Raw genomic sequence first — 19304 nt, forward strand, 5'->3', positions numbered from 1 at the left:
GTGAACCCACCAGGGGGCTGTTCCGTTCATCGAAACAAAGGGTCATCATGACGAACCATCCCCGATCTCGCCTGCGCCGCGGCGCACGCCTCGTCGCCGCGCTGGCCGCGATGCTGGCGCTCGCCGCGCCGCTCGCCCCCGCGACGGCCACCGACGACGCCGGCACGGTCGACGTGACGCTCGCCGCCGCCGACTGCACGGCCATGGCCGGCACCACCATCACCGCCCCCGACGACGCCGAGGAGTCCGGCACGCTGTCCGCGGTCGTCGAGACCGCCGAGGTCGTCGACGGGTCCTGCGCGCTGAGCGGGACGGCCGGCGGCACCGTCGGCTTCACCCTGCAGCTGCCGCTGGAGGACTGGAACGGCCGCTACTTCCAGACGGGCTGCGGCGGCTTCTGCGGCTATGTGCCCATCGCGGACTGCGCCGAGCCGCTCGCCGACGGGTTCGCCGTCGGGGCCGAGAACACCGGGCACGTCGGCTCCAGCGCCGACGCGTTCCTCGACGACGCCCAGGCCGAGGCGGACTGGGGCTACCGGTCCCCGCACGTGCTCGCCGTCGTCGCCAAGGCCACCCTCGCCGAGCTGTACGGCACGCCGCCGTCGACCTCGTACTTCATGGGCTGCTCCACGGGCGGTCGCCAGGCCCTCAGCGAGGCCCAGCGCTACCCGGAGGACTTCGACGGGATCGTCGCCGGCGCCCCCGCGCTCTACCAGAACTACCTGGCGGTGCTCTCCCAGGGGCACTTCGAGACCGTCAACCGGGACGCCGACGGTGGCCTGATCCTCGACACGACCGACGTGGGCCTGGTGTCCGACGCCGTGCTGGCGTCCTGCGACCTCGACGACGGCCGGGCCGACGGCGTCGTGGGGGACCCGCTGTCCTGTGCCTTCGACCCGGCGACCCTGCTGTGCGCCGACGGCGGGGACGGCACGGACTGCCTGACCGCCACCCAGGTCGAGACCCTCGAGGCGCTCTACAGCGCGCCCACCACCGACGACGGCGAGCTGCTCTACCCCGACGGCCTCGCCGTCGGCTCGGAGGCCGGCTGGCCGTTCATGACCGTGGCCACGAGCGAGGGCTCGATGTCCATCAGCGGCGACTACGCCCAGAACGTGCTGCGCTACCTGGCCTTCCCCGAGGACCCGGGCGTCGCGTACTCCCTGGGTGACTTCGACCCGTCGACCGAGGCCGACCTGCTGCACACCCAGGCCGCGGTCTACAACGCCGACGACGTCGACCTGTCGGCGTTCCGCGAGCGCGGCGGCAAGCTCATCCTCTGGCACGGCTGGGCCGACCCGCTCATCACGCCGTACGGCACCCTCGACTACTACGAGCGCGTGGTCGACGCCGACGGCGGGGCGCGCGTGACCGACTCCTACCTGCGCACCTTCATGCTGCCGGGCGTCTACCACTGCAGCGGCGGGCCCGGGCAGGACGAGGTCGACTGGATGTCCGCGATCTCCGCCTGGGTCGAGGACGACGTCGCCCCCGAGTCCGTCACCGCGACCGGCAACGGCGCGACCCGCGTGGTCGAGCGGTACGAGGCCGGCGGCGTCGAGACGGTCGACTGGATCGGTGCGCCGCAGGCCCCGGCCCCGGGCGCGTCCGGCGACGCCCCGGGTCGCACCGGGCAGAACCCCGGCCACGGCGGGACCGCGCCCGGCCGGGCCGGCACGGCTCCCGGGCTCACCGTGACCGCCGCGGGACGTCACGACGGCTGAGGCGCGTGACGACCGGCGGGCCCGCCCACGGGCGTTCCCGCCGGACGACGCCCCGGGATCCCGCACGGGATCCCGGGGCGTCGTCGTCTCAGCCGCGCTGGGCGGCGACGAGCCGCTGCGTCGCCGACTCCGCCGCCTCGACGACGAGGTCGGCCAGGCGCGGCACCTCGCGCTCGTCGAAGCGCGAGTCGAGGTAGGCCACGGACAGGGAGCCGACGGCGGCACCGGTGACGTCGTGGATCGGCGCGGCCACGCTGCTCGAGTGCGGCACGCGTTCGGACGCCGTGTAGGCCCAGCCGCGCTCGCGGATCTCGGCCAGGCGCTCGCGGATGGCGTCCGGGTCGGTGACGGTGCGAGGGGTGAACTGCGGCAGCGGCACCTGGAGGACCAGGTCGACGTCCTCCTCGGGCAGGAAGGCCAGGATGCTCAGCCCGCTCGCCCCGTTCGTCAGCGGCTGGTGCTCGCCGAGCGTGATGGCGATCCGGATGTGCTGGGCGCTCTCCACCTGGCCGACGTAGGTCCGGGTGTGCCCGGTGCGCTGGGTGACGGTGGTCGTCTCGCCGGTGGCGTGGCTGAGGTGGGCGATCACCGGGCGTGCCGCGGTCAGCAGCTCGTTGCCGGCGTCCGCACCGCGGCCCAGCGCCACCGCCGTGGGGCCGAGCGCGTACAGCCGGCGGTTCTCGTCGTAGCGGACGAGGCCCGTCTCCACCAGCGCCTGCAGGATGCGGTGCACGACGGCCTTGCCCAGCCCGAGCCGCCGGGCCAGCTCCGTGACACCCAGCCAGCGCTGCTGCCCCGTGAACGCCAGCAGCACCTGTGCGACGCGGTGCGTCGTCGACGAACGGTGGTCCTCGGGCACGTGATCCTCCTTGGTCGTGGTGTTGCCGACCCTAGCAGCGGGTGTTCCATTGAACGGAACGTGTATGCGCATGGAAACCAAGACTTAACAGCCTAGAAACCAACCAAGTGGTTGGTGGAGCCTAGATTGGGCGAGCAATCACGCCAGAACGTTGATGCGAGCCGAGACGCCTCGGATCGCGTGGCGGATCGACATTTGTTCCGTTTTTCGGAACAAGCCCACCCCAGGAGGAGACATGAAGCGCAGCCTGCGGAACTGGTCCGTGGTCGGACTGGCCGGAGCGACGCTCGCACTGAGCGGGTGCGCCGGCTCGGCCGTCAGCGCGGCCGGCGGCGACGCGGAGGCCACCACCGAGGACGTGGCCGAGATCCACATCGGCGCCCTGCACCCGCTCACCGGGTCCAACGCCGCGGACGGCCAGCAGATGGCCGCTGCGGCCCAGATGGCCGTCGACGCCGTCAACGAGGCCGGGGGCATCGAGTCGCTCGGCGGGGCCGAGCTCGTCCTCGACTCGGCGGACACCCAGGGCGAGGCCGAGACGGGCCAGAGCGAGGCCACCCGCCTCATCGAGGAGGGGGCCGTCGCGCTGCTCGGCACCTTCCAGAGCGGCACCAGCGCGAACGTCGCCTCGGTGGCGGAGCGCAACCAGGTGCCGTTCGTCATGGACGTCTCCGCCCTCGACGAGATCCTCGAGCAGGGCTACACCTACTCGTTCCGTCTCCAGCCCAGCGCCAGCCAGATGGGCACCCAGGGAGCCGAGTCGCTGCTGTCGCTCGTGGAGGACTCCGGCGCCGAGGTGGACCAGGTCGCCTACCTGTACGAGCAGGGCAACTACGGTGCCGCGGCCTACGAGACCTTCCTCGCCGAGGCCGAGGAGGCCGGGCTGACCGTCGACCCGGTGATCCAGTACGACCCCGCCGCGGTCAACGACATGACCACGCAGATCACGCAGGTCGCCGCCTCGGACGCCGACGCGCTCGTGGTGACCGGCTACTACCGCGACTCCCTGCTCGTGGCGCAGGCGGTCGACATCGTCGAGCCGGACCTGCAGGCCGTGTACGGCGTCGCCAACGGCGCCTACGACCAGCCCGACTTCGTCAACGACGCCCCGAACGGCGGCGACGGCTACTTCGACGCCAACTACCACTGGGACGTCACCAACGCCGACTCCCAGGCGCTGGCCGAGGCGTTCGAGGCCGAGCACGGCGAGCCGATCCGCAGCTCCGCCGTCCTGTCCTACGACGCCGTGATGGTCATCGCCGAGGCGCTCGAGCGCGCCGGGTCCACCGACACCACGGCCGTGCGCGACGCGGTCACCGAGACCGGGTACGCGCCGCTGATGGTCGCCGACGGACCCGTCACCTTCGACGAGACCGGCCAGAACACCAACGCGGCCGTCGTGGTGATGCAGATCCAGGACGGCGACATCGTCCAGGTCTTCCCGCAGGAGTTCGCCGAGACGGACTACGTCTTCCCCGCTCCGCCGACCGAGTGACCGCGCTCCCCGCGCCCGTCCACGACTCCTGAGGAGGTCCCATGGCCACGAGCCTGCAGAACGCGCCGGAGACCACCGGCTCGGCCGCGCGGCGGCCCACCCTGTCCGAACGCCAGAAGGTCGCGATCGTCACGGTCTCGGTCCTGGCGGTCGTGACCGCGGTCGCCGCGCTCCGCGCCGGGAGCAGCACCGTGCTGGTCCAGGCACTCGTCACCGGCGTGCTCACCGGCGGCATCTACAGCCTCGTGGCCATGGGCCTCACGCTCATCTACGGGGTCCTGCACATCATCAACTTCGCCAACGGCGCCCTCGTGGCGCTGGCGATGTACCTGACGTTCGTCACCGTCGACACGATGGGCGTCCACCCCTACACCGCCCTGCTGGTCGTCGTCCCCGCGATGGGGGTGCTCGGCGCCCTGCTGCAGACGTCGCTGCTCAACCCGGTCATGCGGGCGCCGATCCAGATCCAGCTCCTGGTCACCATCGGCCTCGCGCTGGCGATCGAGAACGTCCTGCTCCTGGTGTTCGGGCCCACCCCGCGCTCCGTCCAGCTGCCCGGCAACGTCGGGGTCAGCATCCTCGGCGCCACCGTCGAGCTGTCGCGGATCTACGCGTTCGTCGGCGCGCTGGTGCTCGTGGCGATCCTGTCGCTCGTGCTGCAGAGGACGGCGATCGGCACCTCGATCCGCGCCGTGGCCGCCAACCCCGAGGGCGCCCGGCTGGTCGGCATCAACACCAAGGCGATCTACTCGGTGACCTTCGCGCTCGGCGCCATGGCCGCCGGAGCCGCCGGCGTGCTCGTCGCCCCCTTCACGACGATCGAGCCCACCAGCGGGGCGATCTTCAACCTCACGGCGTTCGTCGTCGTCGTCCTCGGCGGGATGGGCAACATCCCCGGCGCCCTGGTCGGCGGGCTCGTCGTCGGGCTCACCGAGCAGCTGGCGGGTCTGATCCTGCCGGACGAGAGCCCGCTGCTGGCCGTGTTCGTCGTCTTCCTCATCGTCCTGTTCATCCGCCCCAAGGGTGTCTTCGGGAGGGCCTCGTGACCACCACCGCAACCCCACGCACCTCGACCTCCGCAGGCGGCGGGCTGACCGGCCGCCTCACCACGGACACCGGGTCGCAGCGCTCGCGCGGCGACTACGTCGTCCTCGCCGTGTTCGTCGCCGTCGCCGCGGCCGTGCCGTTCGTCCTGTCCGCCTCGGACATGGCCATCGCCAACCGCGTCCTGATCTTCGCGATCATGGGTGTGGGCTGGAACATCATGGCCGGGTTCGGGGGCATGTTCTCCTTCGGCCACGCCGCCTACTTCGGCATCGGGGCCTACGCGACCGCCTACGGCGTCGTCGTCCTGGGCCTCAGTCCCTGGCTCGGGATGCTCCTCGGCATCGCGATCTCCGTCGCGGCCGGTGTCGGCATCTCCTACCTGGCGCTGCGGTACAAGCTCACCGGGGCCTACTACACGATGTCGACGTTCGCGTTCGCCGAGGCGCTGCGCCTGTTCGTCATCGGCAACGACGCGCTGAACCGCACGGTCGGCTTCACGATCCCCGTGCAGCAGGGCTCGTCCCTGGTGGACTTCCAGTTCCCGGCGGGCTCGCCCTGGTACTACTGGATCGGGCTGGGCCTGCTCGGCATGTGCCTGCTGGCCTCCATCCTCTTCGTCCGGTCCCGGCCCGGCCGCTTCACCATCGCCGCCCGGGACGACGACGTGGCCGCCGCCGCGCTCGGCATCGACGTGCTGCGGCACAAGCTGTTCGCCGTGGCCGTCTCGGCCGCGATCACCGCCGTCGCCGGCACGTACTACGTGCAGTACTACATGTTCGTCGACCCGGAGATCGCCTTCGGCGCCGCCGCCTCGAACGACGCCATCATCACCGCGGTCGTGGGCGGCACGGGCACCATCTGGGGCCCGATCGTCGGCGCGATCATCATGGCGCCGCTGTCGGACGTCGTCACCGGGTTCCTGCGCACACCGCCGCCCGGGTTCGAGTGGCTCGCCGGACACGGCGGCCTCGACATCATCCTCTACGCCGTGATCCTCGTCGCGGTCGTGATCCTGCTCCCCAAGGGCGTGTACGGCACGCTCGTGTCCCGTCGGAGGAAGTCGTGACCGCTGTTCTCGAGGCCACCGGCATCAGCAAGTCCTTCCGCGGCCTGCAGGCCCTGCGCGGGGTCGACATCTCCGTCGAGGAGGGGCAGATCCTGGGCATCATCGGCGCCAACGGCGCCGGCAAGACGACCCTGTTCAACTGCATCACCGGCAACTTCCCGCCGACGTCCGGCACGGTCCGGCTCGACGGCGCGGACGTCACCGGGCAGCCGGCCCACCGGCTGGCGCACCGCGGCATGGTCCGCACGTTCCAGCTCATGCGGCCGTTCCACACCATGACCGTGCTGGAGAACGTGGAGATCGCGGCGATGAGCCGCGGCGCGCGCGGCGGCACGGCCCGCCGGGAAGCCGGCGAGACCGTCGAGCGGACCGGGCTGGGGGAGTGGGCCGACCAGCTGTCCGGCTCGCTGCCCGCCGCGATGCAGAAGCGTCTCGAGCTGGCCCGCGCGCTCGCCATGCGTCCTCGGGTCCTGCTGCTCGACGAGGTGCTCGCCGGGCTCGTCCCGGCCGAGCGCGCTCCCGTGCTGGACCTGCTGGAGAACCTCCGTGACACCGAAGGGATGACGATGGTCTTCATCGAGCACATCATGGCCGCGGTCCGGCGGCTGTCCGACCACGTCGTGATGATGGACTCCGGTGCCGTGCTGGCCACCGGCTCGGCCGACGAGGTCCTCACCGACCCGCAGGTCGTCGAGGCCTACCTGGGCAAGGAGGCCTCCGATGCTTGAGCTCACGGGTGTCCGCAGCGGCTACCACGGCCTGGAGATCCTCCACGAGGTGAACCTGACGGTGCAGCCGGGCGAGATCGTCGCGATCGTCGGTGCCAACGGCGCCGGCAAGTCCACCACGCTGCGCACGATCGTCGGCGAGGTGAAGCTCCAGGGCGGGTCGGTCACCTTCAAGGACCAGCCCGTCGTGGGCGGGCGCAGCCACGAGCTCGCCCGCCGCGGGCTCATGCTCGTGCCCGAGCACCGGGCGCTGTTCGGGTCGCTGACGGTCGACGAGAACCTCACCATGGGCGCCCGCGCCCGCAAGGGGCGCTGGGGGTTCGAGAAGGACTGGATCCTCGACCTCTTCCCCATCCTGCGCGAGCGGCGCACGCAGCTCGCCGAGACCATGTCGGGCGGTCAGCAGCAGATGCTCGCCATCGCCCGGGCGCTCATGGGGTCGCCGGACCTCCTGCTGCTCGACGAGCCGTCCACCGGCCTGTCGCCGAAGCTGACCTGGACGGTGTTCGACGCCGTCACGGCGATCCGCGACCGCGGGGTCAGCGTGCTGATCGTCGAGCAGAACGCCTCCCAGGTGCTGTCGTTCGCCGACCGGGCCTACGTGCTCGAGTCGGGGTCGGTCGTGCTCGAGGGGTCCGGTGCCGACCTGGCGGACGACGCGCGCGTCCAGGCCGCCTACCTCGGGGGCTGACATGACGCTCAGCGGACTGGCGTCCTGGGCCGCCGCGCTGCGGCTCGACGACGTCACCCCGGACGCGCGGACCGCCCTGGAGGACGTGCTGGCGAACCTGCTGGCCGTCACCGCGGGCGGGCACGGGACACCGGCGATGCGCCGGCTCGTGGACGTCTGGGACCCCGCACCCGGACCGTGCACGCTCGTCGGTGTCCCCGCGGCAGGGGTCACCGTCGAGGCCGCCGCGTGGCTGAACTCGGCCGCGGCCGTGCGGACCGAGCTCGACGACGGCAACCGCTTCGCCGCCGGTCACCCGGCCGCGCTGAGCCTCTTCGGCGTGCTGGCGCAGGCCGAGGCGACGGGCGCGAGCGGCAGCAAGCTGCTCGAGGCGCTCGTCGTGGCGTACGAGGTCTCCGCGCGGATCGGCCGGGCCACCACCCTCGCGGCCGACGTGCACACCCACGGCACGCTCGGTGCACCGGGGACGGCGGCCGGGTGCGCGGTGCTGGCCGACGCCGGTGCCGACGTCGTCGAACGGGCCGTGCGCACCGCGCTCGGGGGGCTCGTCGCGACCTCCTGGACCCCGGTGCTCGCCGGCTCGGACGTCCGTGACACCTGGGCGGGCACCGGAGCGGTCGCCGGCCTGGCCGCCGCCCGCGTCGCGCGAGCCGGCTGGGCGGCACCCGGCACCGGGATGCCGCCGGCCGTCGGCGACCTGGGCCCGGAGCAGCTGGTGCCCGTCGGCACCGACCTGCTCCTCGCCCACGGCTACCTGAAGCAGCACGCGGCCTGCGCGTACACGCACGCCCCTGCGGACGCCGCGCTCGCGGTGCGCGAGCGGCTGGCCGCCGCCGGACGCGACCTCGACGACGTCACCTCGATCACCGTCGCCACGGCCCCGGCCGGGGCGCGGCTCGCCGCCCGTCGGTGGAGCACCCCGCACGGTGCGCACTTCTCCACCCCGTTCGCCGTCGCCAGCGCCCTCGTGCACGGCGACGTGGCCCCGCACCGGTCCGACCCCCTCCGGGCGCCCGCCGTGTACGGGGTCGCCGACCGGGTCGAGCTGGAGACGGTGGAACCCGGCGACCCCGGCACCCGTCCGGCGCGCGTCCGGCTGACGCTGGACGACGGCACGGTCCTCGAGGCCGCCGTCGACCACCCGGCCGGGGACCGCGACCTGACCCCCTTCGACGCCGCCGACCGGCGGCGTCTGCTCACCCAGGCGCTCGCCGCCGGGGCGTCGCGCGTCACCGCGGACGACGTCGCCGACGTCGTGCGCTCGCTCGCCGACGCACCGCGGTGCGACGAGCCGCTCGCGAGGCTGCGGCCCCGCCCGACCACGAGGAGGAACCACCCATGACGGACTGGAACGCGGAGGTCGAGACCATCCGCCGCCGGCGCGCCGAGCGCACGAAGGTCGGACCGGGCGAGCGTCCCGCGGTCGTCGTCGTCGACTTCCAGCGCGCCTTCACCGAGCACGAGAACATCGGTCCGGGCACCGCCGTCGCCCTCGAGCACACCCAGCGGCTGCTCACGGCGGCCCGCGCCGCGGACGTCCCGGTGATCTACCTGGTGATGGTCCTCGACGACCTCGACGACCGGATGCTCGCCCAGCGGGTGCGCTCGTCGCTGACCGAGCGCTGCCTGCGCGGCGACCCGTGGACGGAGATCAGCCCCGTCGTGCCGCCCGCCCCGCAGGACCACGTCGTGGAGAAGACCGTCGCGTCCGGCTTCTGGCGCACCCGCCTGGACGACCTGCTCGCCGAGCTCGGGGTCGACGAGCTGGTCATGACCGGCACGTCGACCAGCGGCTGCGTGCGTGCCACCGTCGTCGACGCGGCCTACCGCAGCCTGCGCGTGAGCGTCGTCGAGGAGTGCTGCGACGACTTCCGCGTGCTGTCCGGCGAGACCAGCCTGTGGGACATGCAGGACCGGTTCGGCGACGTCGTCTCCCTGGACGAGACGCTCGAGCGGTTCGCCGCCCGGGCGGCGGGACCGGGCCGGACGGTCGACGACGCGGCGGTGCACGCGTGACGCCCGCGGCCCCGCTGACCACCGACGACCGGCTCGTCTACGCCCCGCTGCCCCTGCGCCCGCAGGTCACCTGGCCCGGCGGCAAGGGCGTGGCCGTGTGGCACGCCCCGAACGTCGAGCACTACGACTACGTCCCGCCGGGCGGCGGCAGCCCCCAGGGCCGGGTCGCCGCGCCGGACGTGCAGCACTACATGCACCGCGCGGCCGGCAACCGGGTGGCGCTGTGGCGGATGCTGCGCGCCGTGGACCGCTACGAGATCCCGTCCACGGTGTCGCTGAGCCTGACGCTGCTGGAGGACGACCCGGACGTGCGCGACGCGATGCGCGAGCGTGACTGGGAGGTCATGAGCCACGGCATCTCCAACCTGCGGCCGATCTACGACCTGTCGTGGTCCGAGGAGGACGCCTTCCTCGCGCAGTCGCAGCGGCTGGCCGAGACGTACTACGGCACGCGGTTGCGGGGCATGCTCGGCCCGAAGATCTCCGGCACCGACGCCACGCCCGACCTCATGGTCGCGCACGGCATGACGTACCACGCCGACTGGATCCACGACGAGCAGCCGCGGCCGCTGGTCACCCGCGACGGCGGCCGGCTGGTGTCGATGCCCTACAGCTACATGCTGAACGACGTCCCGATGCTGCACGCCAAGAACCTGTCGCCCGAGGACTTCGTGTCCCTCGTGCTGGCCCAGGTCGACCGGCTCGCCCGGGACGCCGAGCGGGACGGCCAGGCGCGGGTGGCCTGCCTGGCCACGCACCCCTTCCTGCTGGGCCAGCCCCACATGCTGCGGTACCTGGAGGAGATCTTCGACCGGCTGCGCGGCGACGACCGGCTGTGGCTGACGCGGGCCGGCGACATCGCCGACCACTACCTGGCCCACCACTACGACACCCAGCTCGCCCACGCGCGGGCCCTGGCCGAGGAGGTGGCCGCGTGAGCCTCGTGACGAACCCGGACGACGCCGTCGTCCTCGCGCCGACCCTTCCCCCGAGCAACGACCTGCGGCGTGACCCGTGGGCGCCCCGCCAGGACGCCCGGCTGGTCGTGAGCGTGCTGCTGCACGCCCCGGCCTACCAGGACGTCGTGCCGGCCGGCACCACCACGCCGCAGTCGATGCCCGGCGGCGTCGGCCGCGACACGTCCGAACCGCGGCACGGGCAGGTGGCCCGGCTCTCGCAGTGGGACTTCGGGCTCACGGTCGGCGTCTGGCGGCTGCTCGACGCCGCGGCGGACGCCGGCGTCCCGGTGGCCGTCGCGCTCGACGAGCGGGGGGTGCGGCGCATGCCGGGCCTCGGGCGGCTCGTGGGGGAGCGGGCGGCCGAGGTCGTCGCGCGCGGCCGGGCCGCGAACGTGCTCACCCCGCCCGACGCCGACCTGGCCGCCGAGACGGCCGCCGTGCGCGCGAGCGTGGACACGGTCGCCGCCGCCACCGGGCGGGACGTCACCGGCTGGTTCTCCCCGGAGCGCGCCGAGACGCCGCGGACCACCCGCGCCCTGCGCGACGCCGGGCTGCGCTGGTTCGGCGACTGGCCGGTCGACGAGCGACCGGTGGCCCTCGACGGGGACGCGACGGGGCTGACCGCCCTGCCGTTCTCGCTGGAGACCGAGGACGTGTTCGCCCTGTACACGCGCGGCGTGACCGCCGACGCGTACGAGCGGATCCTGCACGCCACGATCGACCAGCTCCTGGCCGACGCCGACGTGCTCGGACCGCGGTTCCTCGGGCTGAGCTGGTTCGGCTGGGTGCTCGGCCAGGCCTGCTTCGCCGACGTGGCCGAGCGGGTGCTGCGGCGTCTGGCGGCCGAGCCCGGGGTCGTCGTCGTCCCGCCGGGGGACGTCGCCCCGTGACCACGACGACGGCGGCACAGCTCCCGCGGCCGATGAGCTGGGCCCTGGGCTCGGGCACGATCCTGCAGGGCCTGAACTCGGCGGTCCTGGCCGTCGCGCTGGTCTCCATCGGTGCCGACCTGGGCACCGGGCCGGCGACGGCGTGGATCGTGTCGGCGCTGTACCTGTCCGCGGCGGTCTGCTCGCCGACCGGCGGCCGGCTCGCCGACCTGTTCGGCCCGCGCCGCGTCTACCTCGTCGGCCTGGCGATCACGCTGGTGGCCTCGGTGGCGGGGCCGTTCGTGCCCAGCCTGGAGTGGCTGGTCGCCGACCGGTTCCTGCTCGGGGTGGGCACGGCGCTGCAGTTCCCGACGGCGATGGCGATCATCCGCCGCGAGGCGCAGCGTCGACGCACGTCCCCGGCGTCGGCGCTGGGCGTCATCGCCCTGTGCGGCCAGACCACCGCGGCCCTGGGCCCCGCCGTCGGCGGGCCGATCGTGGCGGTCTGGGGCTGGGAGGGCATCTTCTGGGTCAACGTCCCGATGGTGGCCAACGCGGCCTTCTGGGTGCTGCGCACGGTGCCCGCCGACCCGCCCCGCGCCTCCGTCGGGTTCGTCGGGACGCTGCGCGCCATCGACCCGGTCGGGCTGGTCGCGTTCGTGGCGACGCTGGCCACGCTCATGCTCGGCCTGCTGTCCCTGGAGACCGGTGCCCGGTGGTGGTGGTTCGTCGCGGCCGCCGTCGGCGTGGTCGTGCTGGTCCTGTGGTCCGCACGGTCGCCCCAGCCGTTCCTCGACGTGCGGCTGCTCACCCGGAACCCGGCGCTGTGGCGCACCTGCGTGCGCGCCATGGTCACCTTCGTCTCCTTCTACACGATCTTCTACGGCCTGCCGCAGTGGCTCGAGGCCTCGCGCGGGCTCGGGCCCGTCGGTGCCGGGCTGCTCATGGTCCCGGTGTTCGGCGTCGGCGTCGTGTCGACCGTGGTCGCCACCCGGCTCGGCTCCCGCGTCCCGGCCCACCTGCTGCTGGTGGTCGGCGGGGCGGCGATGGTGGCGGCCGGGGCGCTCGCCGTCTGGGCCGTGACCGTCGACTCGCCGGTGTGGCTGTTCGTCCTGCTGGGCGGGCTGCTCGGGCTGCCCAACGGGTTCAACAACATCGGCAACCAGCTCCAGCTGCACTCCGCGGTGGAGCAGCAGCAGGCCGGTGTGGCCAGCGGGCTGTACCGCACGTCCCAGTACGTCGGCGCCGCGCTGGCCGCCGTCGTCGTCGCCGCCGGCGTCACCCCCGGCGGCGACGACGGCATCCACGCCCTCGGCGCCTGGGTCGGCGGGATCGGGCTGCTGCTCGTCCTGCTCTCCCTCGCCGCGCTCCTCGTCACCCGGAGGTCCACCGCACGATGACTGCCCTGTTCACCCCCCTCACGCTGCGCGGCACCACGTTCGCCAACCGCGCCTGGACGTCGCCGATGTGCATGTACGCCTGCGAGGACCGCACGGGCCGCGTCACGGCCTGGCACCGCGCGCACTACGCCCAGTTCGCCCTCGGCGGGGCCGGTCTCGTCGTCACCGAGGCCACGGCCGTGCTGCCCGAGGGTCGCGTGACCCCGCAGGACGCCGGGCTGTGGAACGACAGCCAGACGGCGGCGTGGGCCACCGTCACCGAGGCCGTGCACGCCGTGGGCGGGAAGATCGCGGTCCAGCTCGCCCACGCCGGCCGCAAGGGCGGCAAGTACCGCGGTCTGCCCGGCGACGCCCACCGCAACCGGTCCGTGCCGGTCGAGGAGGGCGGCTGGTCGACGCTCGGCGCCTCGGACGAGCCGTTCGGCGACTACGCGCCGCCGCGGTCGGCGACCGGCGACGAGCTCGACCAGGTGGTCCGGGCGTTCGCCGCTTCGGCTCGCCGCGCGGTGGAGGCCGGGTTCGACGCCATCGAGCTCCACGGCGCGCACGGGTACCTGCTGCACGAGCTCCTGTCGCCCGTGACCAACCGCCGCGAGGACGACTGGGGCGGCGGCGGGCGGGAGCGGCTGCTCGTGGCCGCTGCCGCGGCCGTGCGCGTCGCGATCGGCGACGAGGTGCCCCTGCTCGTGCGGGTCAGCGCCGAGGACGTGGCCCCGGGCGGGCTGGACGCGCACGACACCGCCCGACTGGCCCGTCGGCTGCGCGAGGTGGGGGTCGACCTCGTGGACTGCTCCTCGGGCGGGCTCGTGGCGGGCGCCGACTACTCCGAGGAGCCCGGCTACCAGGTGCCCGGCGCCGCGGTCGTCCGGACGGAGGGCGGTGTGCCGACGGCCGCCGTCGGACGCATCACCGACGCGTGGCAGGCCGAGCAGGTCCTGCGCGACGGCAGCGCCGACGCGGTGATGATCGGGCGCGCCATGCTGCGCGACCCGCACTGGGCCCGGCACGCGGCTGCGGAGCTCGACGCGCCGGGTGCGCCGGTCGAGCCGCGCTACTACCGGGCGTGGCGCGGGACCGTCCTCGACGGGCTCACCGTGCCGACCCCGGTCTGAGGTCCGGGGCCGGTGCGGCCCGGGTCTGAGGTCCGGGGCCGGCGCGGCCCGCCCGCTCAGTCGGTCGGCTGCACCGAGGCGATGCGGTGCACGGCGATCGTCAGCTCGGCCTCCCGCACGGCGTCCAGCGCGCGCAGCCGACCGCCCTCGAGCCGCATCGGACGCAGCTCGCGCCGCTCCAGCCCGCCGGACGCCCCGACCAGCTCGACCCACACGGAGCGCCCGTCGCGCAGCGCCTCGCTCAGCTCGGCCTGCACGTCCCCGGGCTCGCGCACGGGCTCCCCGACGACGGCACCCGGTCCGACGGCGCCCCCGGGGCCGGGTGGGGCGCCCCCGGTCGCCGGCGGCAGATCCTGGCCCGCGCCGTCCGACGGTGTCCCGGCACCGCGACCCGTGCTCTTTCCCCGCATCCGGTCGACCAGCTCGCGCCGTGCGGCGTCGGTGACGCCGCGGACCGCCCCGGTCCCGCGGCGTCGTGACCAGGCGTCGCGGTCCAGCCGGTCGGGACGGCGGACCCGGCCGAGCGGCCGGCCGTCCGGACCCTCGAGCGCCGAGAGCAGGCCCCGGTCGCGCAGCACCTCGTGCAGCTCGGCGGCCGGGACCGACGCCGCGAGCACCGTCGGGGCGAGCCGGACCAGTCCCAGGGCCGACAGCCGCGGGTCCTCGGCCAGGCCGGCGAGCATCGCGGGGTCGGCGGCCCGCACGTAGGACTGCGCCGAGCCGACCCGCAGCGCCTCGTGACGGCGTGCGGTGTCCTTGACCAGGTACTCCAGCGGCTGCGGCACCGGGACGGCGGACCGTTGGGCGATCTCGGCCAGCAGGTCCTCCCCGCTGCGGCCGTGGTCCAGCGCCCGGGTCACGGACCCGGTGGTGAACCGCACCGTGGTGGCGGCACCCCGGGACTCGACCTCGGCGGACTGGTCGATGAGCCGCGCGAGGTCGGGCGAGGGACGCCCGGGCACGATCCCGGTCAGGTCGCCCTGCAGGAGGAACTCGTGCACCTCCTCGGGGAAGACCGACCGCATGACCGTGCCCAGGTCCGTGGCCGGGGCGTCGTCCCCGGGCTCGCGCACCGCGCGCCCGGGGGTGGACAGCACCCCGGCGCCGGTGACGCCCAGCATCGCCGCCTCGCGCAGCAGCCCCGCCACCGCGGCCTCCGGGGGCACCGCCCGCGGCGACCGCCACCGCAGCACGGCGAGCACGTCGTCGACCCCGAGCGCCACGCCCGGCTGGGCGTCGAGCACCTCGAGCACCTGCTGGCGCAGCCGCGGCACCCAGGGTCGCTGCAGGTCCGCGGACAGCGGCGCGCGCACCGTGCCCCTCTCGTCGCGGGTACCGACCTGCCACGCTGTGCGGCGGGAGCGTCGCCAGGCCTCGGCCAGCGTGGCCCACCGGTCGGCGTCGTCGGCCTCCTCCCAGCCGTCGGCGCGCGTGGTCGGCCGGAACGACGCGGGAGCGTCGCCGTCGTCCGCGACCAGTCCGGCGCTCGCGGCCAGCTCGACGACGGTCGCGGCGGTGGCCTCGTCGGTCTCGAGCAGCCGCGCCGTGCGGCGCAGGTCGCGGACGCCGAGCCCGCCGGCGCGCAGCACGACGGGCGGGGTGTCGTCCCAGGCGACGAGGACGTGCGCGACCTGACGCACGATCTCCAGCGCGGCGCCGGCGGCCTCGGCGTCCACGGTCGGCTCCGGGACGGTGCGTCCGTCCGGACGGGGCGGGTCGAGGTCGGGTGCCCGGTGGGTGCGACCGCCCCGCAGGGCCAGACCGACGTCGCGGGGCAGCACCACGTGCCGGGCGTCGGAGCGTTGCAGCAGCCCGTCGCCGACGAGCTGGTCGACGGCGGCGCGGGGCGCGGAGCCGGCGGGCGGGACGACGCCGACGGGCGGTCCCCAGGCGAGCGCGTCGAGGACCTGCCGGGCGGCGGGGGACAGGGCCCCGACGTCGACGGTCGGGGCGTCGTCCTCCCGGACGGGGCCGAGGCCGGCGGGGTAGGGGCCGAGCACCTCGTCGAGGCCGGGTGCGGGCCGCACCCCGCCGTCGTCGTCCCACACCAGGGCCGCGTCGCGGGCGGCGGCCAGGACGCGACCGACGGCGTCTGCGGACCCCGGTGCGCCGAGCGCGTCGGTGACCGCTCCCGCCCCGACGGGGGTGTCGCCGTCGGACAGCGCGAGCAGCGACTCGAGGACCTGCAGCGTGCCGGCGTCCAGGTGGGCGACGGCCCGCTCGGTGCTGGTGCGGCTGGCGGCGCGCGCGGCGAGGGAGCGCAGCGTCGACGGGGAGGGGGTGCCGAGGTCGGGGCGCACGCGGAGCAACGTCACGAGCTCGTCGTCCGTGCGCGAGCGCACCCACTCGGTGAACGTACCGGCCATCTGATCGATGCTACGCCCGCTCCCCCCGAAGTTGTGGGCATGAAATCTGCAGATCCCGCTGCCGGTTGGACTGCAGATTTCATGCCCACAGCGGGGACGCCACGGGGAACGGGGGGGCCGAGGGGGATCAGTCCGCGGCGGTCCCCCGGCACACCTCGGGCCACGGGGTCGGGGCGATCCCGAACCGTTCCCGGGCGGCGGTGGAGTCCAGCACGTACGGCCGCTCCCACTGGTACATCAGCTGGCGCAGCTCTCGTACCAGAGGGGAGAACCAGGAGGCCACGGCGACGGTGGCGCCGCGCAGCTCGCGCACCTTCACGGGCGGCTTCCCGACGGCGGCGAGCGCGTCGGTGAGCACCTGGCGCTGGCTGACCGGCGGGTTGGAGGGCACGTGCCAGACCCGTCCGTGCGCGTCGTGGTCCGCGGCGGCGGCCACCAGGGTGCGGGCGACGTCGCGCACGTCGGTGAAGGTGTGCGGCTGGTCGGTGCGGCCGAGCATGCTCACGGCGCGGCCCTGCCGGGCGGCGGGCAGCACGCGCGAGACGTGGCCGTTCTCGCCGACGCCGGGCCCGACGTAGTCGGAGCCGCGGACCTCGACGGCCCGCAGGCGCCCGGCTCGGTGCGCGGCGAGCGCGTCGGCCCACATCTGGGCCCGCAGCCGGCCCTTGTGGTCGGTGGCGGCGTCGGGGAGCCCCTCGGTCATCGGGCCGTCGACGGGGCCGTAGGGGTAGAGGTTCCCGGTGATCGCGTACACGGCGCCGAGCCGTTCGGCGCTGGTCAGCAGCGAGGCGGCCAGCGGCGGCCAGAGCTCGTCCCAGCGGGTGTAGTCGGCCGGGTTGGCGCAGTTGTAGAGCACGTCGGCGTTCGGGTCGACGGCGCAGAGGGCGTCCGGATCGGCCGCGTCGACGGCGACGTGGCGCACGCGGTCCAGGCCGGTGTCCCGGCCGGACCGGGTGGCGACGGTGACGTCTTCGCCGGTGGCGGCGAGGAGGGCGGCGACCTGTCGGCCGACGGGGCCGGCGCCCACGACGAGATGACGAGACATGACCGGAGCTCCAATCCGAGAGCGGTGCTCTCACTCTGTGTCGTCAGCCTGGCACGACGGCGGGCAGAGCGCAAGAGCACTGCTCTCGAACGTGTGACCTGCGGCGCCGTCGACCGATCACAGACCGCTTCCGGTAGCAACCGCTGGGAGCCCTTTCCTCGGATGAAACCCGGCGCTTTCACCTGGGTGAAAGAGCGGGTGAAAGGCGTGACGAACCGCAGAAACCCGTGGGGTGCGCCTCCTAGCATCAGGAAGGACCAGCGGATGTCGGGAGCGAGACGATGACGATCGCGGAGTCGCAGAAGAGACTGCCCCGCACCTGGGCGTGGGTGTGGCGCAGCAGGGGGCCGTCGTGGCGCGCCCGCGCTCGGGTCGAGGTCTGGCAGACCGGCTACCGGCACCGACTGATGGCCACGGACGTGCTGCTGGTGTCCGCCGCCTGTGTCGTGGCGCTGGTGGTGCGGGACGCCGTGGTCGCCGCGCCGCCCTCCGGTGCCGCGACGGCCGTGCTGCTCGCGCTGGTGGCCGTGGCCGTCGTCGGGTGGCCCGTCGCGATCGCGTTGAGCGGCGGCTACGACCCTCGCGTGCTCGGCGAGGGGGGACAGGAGCTCCACCGCATCGCCGATGCCGCCCTGCGGACGTTCGTCGCGGCCGCGGTGCTGGCACTCCTGGTCCCCGCTCCCGGTGTCCAGGCCTTCGCCCTCACCGCGTTCCCCCTCGGGCTGGCGCTGCTGATCGCCGGACGGTCGGCGTGGCGGGCGCGCCTCGTGCGTGCCCGCGCTCGCGGCGCGTGCACGACGGAGGTCGTGGCCGTGGGATCCCGCCGACAGGTCGAGCGGCTCGTCGACGATCTGCACGACCGGCCGTCCGGGTACCGGGTCGTGGCCGCCTGCGTGCCGGACGGCGCGGCCGCGGGGTCGTACGGCGATGTCGACGGGCCCCGTCCCGCGGCCGACGGGCCGGGAGAGGGGGCCTCCTCGCCACCCGAGGTGGCCGGCGTCCCCGTGCTCGGCGGGCTGTCCGACGTGGCGGCGGTGGCCACCGGCACCGCTGCGCGGGCGGTCGTGGTGTGCGGCTCCGAGGCTGTCGACGCCGACGACGTGCACCGTCTGGGGTGGGAGCTGGAGCCGCTGGGCGTGGGCCTGATGCTCACCGCCGCGCTGGAGGGCGTCACCCGGCCCCGGATCACGGTGGTCCCCGAGCAGTCCGTGTCCTTGTTGCACGTGACCGCTCCGCAGTTCGCCGGCCCGAAGTACGTCGCGAAGTCGCTCATCGACCGGGTCGGCGCGATCCTGCTGATCCTGCTGGCCCTCCCGGTGCTCGTGGTGGTCGCGGTCGTCGTCGCGGCCACGAGCAAGGGTCCGATCCTGTACCCGCAGGAGCGGGTGGGGCGCGACGGCACGATGTTCCGGATGCTGAAGTTCCGCACCATGCGGGTGGGGGCCGATGCCGAGGACTACCTGCAGGGTCGCAACGACGCCGACGGTCTGCTCTTCAAGCGGCGCGACGACCCGCGGGTCACCCGGACGGGTCGCGTGCTGCGCCGGTACTCGCTCGACGAGCTGCCCCAGCTGTTCAACGTGCTGCGGGGCCAGATGTCCCTGGTCGGCCCCCGGCCACCGCTGCCGCACGAGGCGGCGAAGTACGAGGCGCACGTCCGTCGCCGGCTCCTGGTCAAGCCGGGCATGACCGGGCTCTGGCAGGTCAGCGGGCGGTGCGACCTGCCGTGGGACGAGGCGGTGCGGCTGGACATCTTCTACGCGGAGAACTGGACCCCGCTGGACGACCTGCTGGTCCTCGCGCGCACGGTGCGGGCGGTGCTCTCGGGCCGGGGCGCGTACTGATCGTCGCGCGCTGCGTCGCGGGCACCGTCGTGAACCCTGCCGCGAGCCCTGCCGCACGTTCCGGAGCGGTGCTCTGCTTCGCG

Annotated in this window: 16 protein-coding genes; 13 read left to right on the forward strand and 3 right to left on the reverse strand. The window is 74.3% G+C overall.

Annotation, left to right across the window (positions count from 1 at the left end):
• The first annotated feature begins 47 nt into the window (after positions 1–47).
• Positions 48–1724: a tannase/feruloyl esterase family alpha/beta hydrolase gene (locus V5O49_RS04100; RefSeq protein WP_332901111.1), complete on the forward strand. Its 1677-nt coding sequence runs from the start codon at positions 48–50 to the stop codon at positions 1722–1724.
• An 88-nt stretch (positions 1725–1812) separates the two neighbouring features.
• Here V5O49_RS04100 and V5O49_RS04105 read toward each other — a convergent pair whose 3' ends face one another.
• Positions 1813–2583 (reverse strand): IclR family transcriptional regulator, encoded by a 771-nt coding sequence (locus V5O49_RS04105; protein ID WP_278235376.1) that lies wholly within the window; start codon positions 2581–2583, stop codon positions 1813–1815.
• Between the two features lie 235 nt (positions 2584–2818).
• Here V5O49_RS04105 and V5O49_RS04110 point away from each other — a divergent pair, with 235 nt between their 5' ends.
• The 11 genes from V5O49_RS04110 to V5O49_RS04160 are packed head-to-tail and all read left to right on the forward strand — an operon-like array spanning position 2819 to position 13966.
• Positions 2819–4078, forward strand: a complete 1260-nt coding sequence (locus V5O49_RS04110; protein ID WP_278235375.1) for an ABC transporter substrate-binding protein — start codon at positions 2819–2821, stop codon at positions 4076–4078.
• A 41-nt stretch (positions 4079–4119) separates the two neighbouring features.
• Positions 4120–5124, forward strand: coding sequence for a branched-chain amino acid ABC transporter permease (locus V5O49_RS04115; protein ID WP_332901112.1), 1005 nt, complete (start codon positions 4120–4122; stop codon positions 5122–5124).
• Positions 5121–6191, forward strand: coding sequence for a branched-chain amino acid ABC transporter permease (locus V5O49_RS04120; RefSeq protein ID WP_278235373.1), 1071 nt, complete (start codon positions 5121–5123; stop codon positions 6189–6191). Before V5O49_RS04115 ends, V5O49_RS04120 begins: the two co-directional genes overlap by 4 nt.
• Positions 6188–6919: an ABC transporter ATP-binding protein gene (locus V5O49_RS04125; protein ID WP_332901113.1), complete on the forward strand. Its 732-nt coding sequence runs from the start codon at positions 6188–6190 to the stop codon at positions 6917–6919. The genes V5O49_RS04120 and V5O49_RS04125 overlap by 4 nt, the downstream gene beginning before the upstream one ends.
• A complete protein-coding gene (locus tag V5O49_RS04130) occupies positions 6912–7610 on the forward strand; it encodes an ABC transporter ATP-binding protein (RefSeq protein ID WP_332901114.1) in 699 nt (232 codons plus the stop codon). Before V5O49_RS04125 ends, V5O49_RS04130 begins: the two co-directional genes overlap by 8 nt.
• A 1-nt stretch (position 7611) precedes the next feature.
• On the forward strand, positions 7612–8952 hold the full coding sequence (locus tag V5O49_RS04135) for an MmgE/PrpD family protein (RefSeq protein ID WP_332901115.1): 1341 nt from the start codon (positions 7612–7614) through the stop codon (positions 8950–8952).
• Positions 8949–9626 carry an isochorismatase family protein gene (locus tag V5O49_RS04140; RefSeq protein ID WP_332901116.1) on the forward strand — a complete coding sequence of 226 codons (678 nt, stop codon included), beginning with the start codon at positions 8949–8951 and terminating at the stop codon, positions 9624–9626. The genes V5O49_RS04135 and V5O49_RS04140 overlap by 4 nt, the downstream gene beginning before the upstream one ends.
• Entirely contained in the window at positions 9623–10564 is a 942-nt protein-coding gene (locus V5O49_RS04145; RefSeq protein WP_332901117.1) for a polysaccharide deacetylase family protein, read from the forward strand. Before V5O49_RS04140 ends, V5O49_RS04145 begins: the two co-directional genes overlap by 4 nt.
• Entirely contained in the window at positions 10561–11475 is a 915-nt protein-coding gene (locus tag V5O49_RS04150) for a polysaccharide deacetylase family protein (RefSeq protein WP_332901118.1), read from the forward strand. The genes V5O49_RS04145 and V5O49_RS04150 overlap by 4 nt, the downstream gene beginning before the upstream one ends.
• Positions 11472–12854, forward strand: a complete 1383-nt coding sequence (locus V5O49_RS04155) for an MFS transporter (protein ID WP_332901119.1) — start codon at positions 11472–11474, stop codon at positions 12852–12854. The genes V5O49_RS04150 and V5O49_RS04155 overlap by 4 nt, the downstream gene beginning before the upstream one ends.
• Positions 12851–13966, forward strand: coding sequence for an oxidoreductase (locus V5O49_RS04160; RefSeq protein WP_332901120.1), 1116 nt, complete (start codon positions 12851–12853; stop codon positions 13964–13966). Before V5O49_RS04155 ends, V5O49_RS04160 begins: the two co-directional genes overlap by 4 nt.
• Before the next feature lie 56 nt (positions 13967–14022).
• Here V5O49_RS04160 and V5O49_RS04165 read toward each other — a convergent pair whose 3' ends face one another.
• Both V5O49_RS04165 and V5O49_RS04170 read right to left on the reverse strand, forming a co-directional pair.
• Positions 14023–16332, reverse strand: coding sequence for a helicase-associated domain-containing protein (locus tag V5O49_RS04165; RefSeq protein ID WP_332901121.1), 2310 nt, complete (start codon positions 16330–16332; stop codon positions 14023–14025).
• 127 nt (positions 16333–16459) lie between these two features.
• Complete coding sequence (locus V5O49_RS04170; RefSeq protein ID WP_332901122.1) at positions 16460–17377, reverse strand: NAD-dependent epimerase/dehydratase family protein; 918 nt, start codon at positions 17375–17377, stop codon at positions 16460–16462.
• Between the two features lie 281 nt (positions 17378–17658).
• Between V5O49_RS04170 and V5O49_RS04175 the strand changes: the two genes are divergently transcribed.
• Positions 17659–19221, forward strand: a complete 1563-nt coding sequence (locus V5O49_RS04175) for an exopolysaccharide biosynthesis polyprenyl glycosylphosphotransferase (protein WP_332901123.1) — start codon at positions 17659–17661, stop codon at positions 19219–19221.
• Positions 19222–19304: the final 83 nt, after the last annotated feature.

It is taken from the genome of Isoptericola haloaureus (assembly GCF_036689775.1).
Classification (GTDB): domain Bacteria; phylum Actinomycetota; class Actinomycetes; order Actinomycetales; family Cellulomonadaceae; genus Isoptericola; species Isoptericola haloaureus.

Bases quoted from the DNA above. Each gene is read 5' to 3' on its own strand.
- V5O49_RS04170 (WP_332901122.1), bottom strand. From the start codon at position 17,377: ATGTCTCGTCATCTCGTCGTGGGCGCCGGCCCCGTCGGCCGACAGGTC.
- V5O49_RS04175 (WP_332901123.1), top strand. From the start codon at position 17,659: ATGACGATCGCGGAGTCGCAGAAGAGACTGCCCCGCACCTGGGCGTGG.
- V5O49_RS04130 (WP_332901114.1), top strand. From the start codon at position 6,912: ATGCTTGAGCTCACGGGTGTCCGCAGCGGCTACCACGGCCTGGAGATC.
- V5O49_RS04135 (WP_332901115.1), top strand. From the start codon at position 7,612: ATGACGCTCAGCGGACTGGCGTCCTGGGCCGCCGCGCTGCGGCTCGAC.
- V5O49_RS04160 (WP_332901120.1), top strand. From the start codon at position 12,851: ATGACTGCCCTGTTCACCCCCCTCACGCTGCGCGGCACCACGTTCGCC.
- V5O49_RS04110 (WP_278235375.1), top strand. From the start codon at position 2,819: ATGAAGCGCAGCCTGCGGAACTGGTCCGTGGTCGGACTGGCCGGAGCG.
- V5O49_RS04115 (WP_332901112.1), top strand. From the start codon at position 4,120: ATGGCCACGAGCCTGCAGAACGCGCCGGAGACCACCGGCTCGGCCGCG.
- V5O49_RS04100 (WP_332901111.1), top strand. From the start codon at position 48: ATGACGAACCATCCCCGATCTCGCCTGCGCCGCGGCGCACGCCTCGTC.
- V5O49_RS04140 (WP_332901116.1), top strand. From the start codon at position 8,949: ATGACGGACTGGAACGCGGAGGTCGAGACCATCCGCCGCCGGCGCGCC.
- V5O49_RS04165 (WP_332901121.1), bottom strand. From the start codon at position 16,332: ATGGCCGGTACGTTCACCGAGTGGGTGCGCTCGCGCACGGACGACGAG.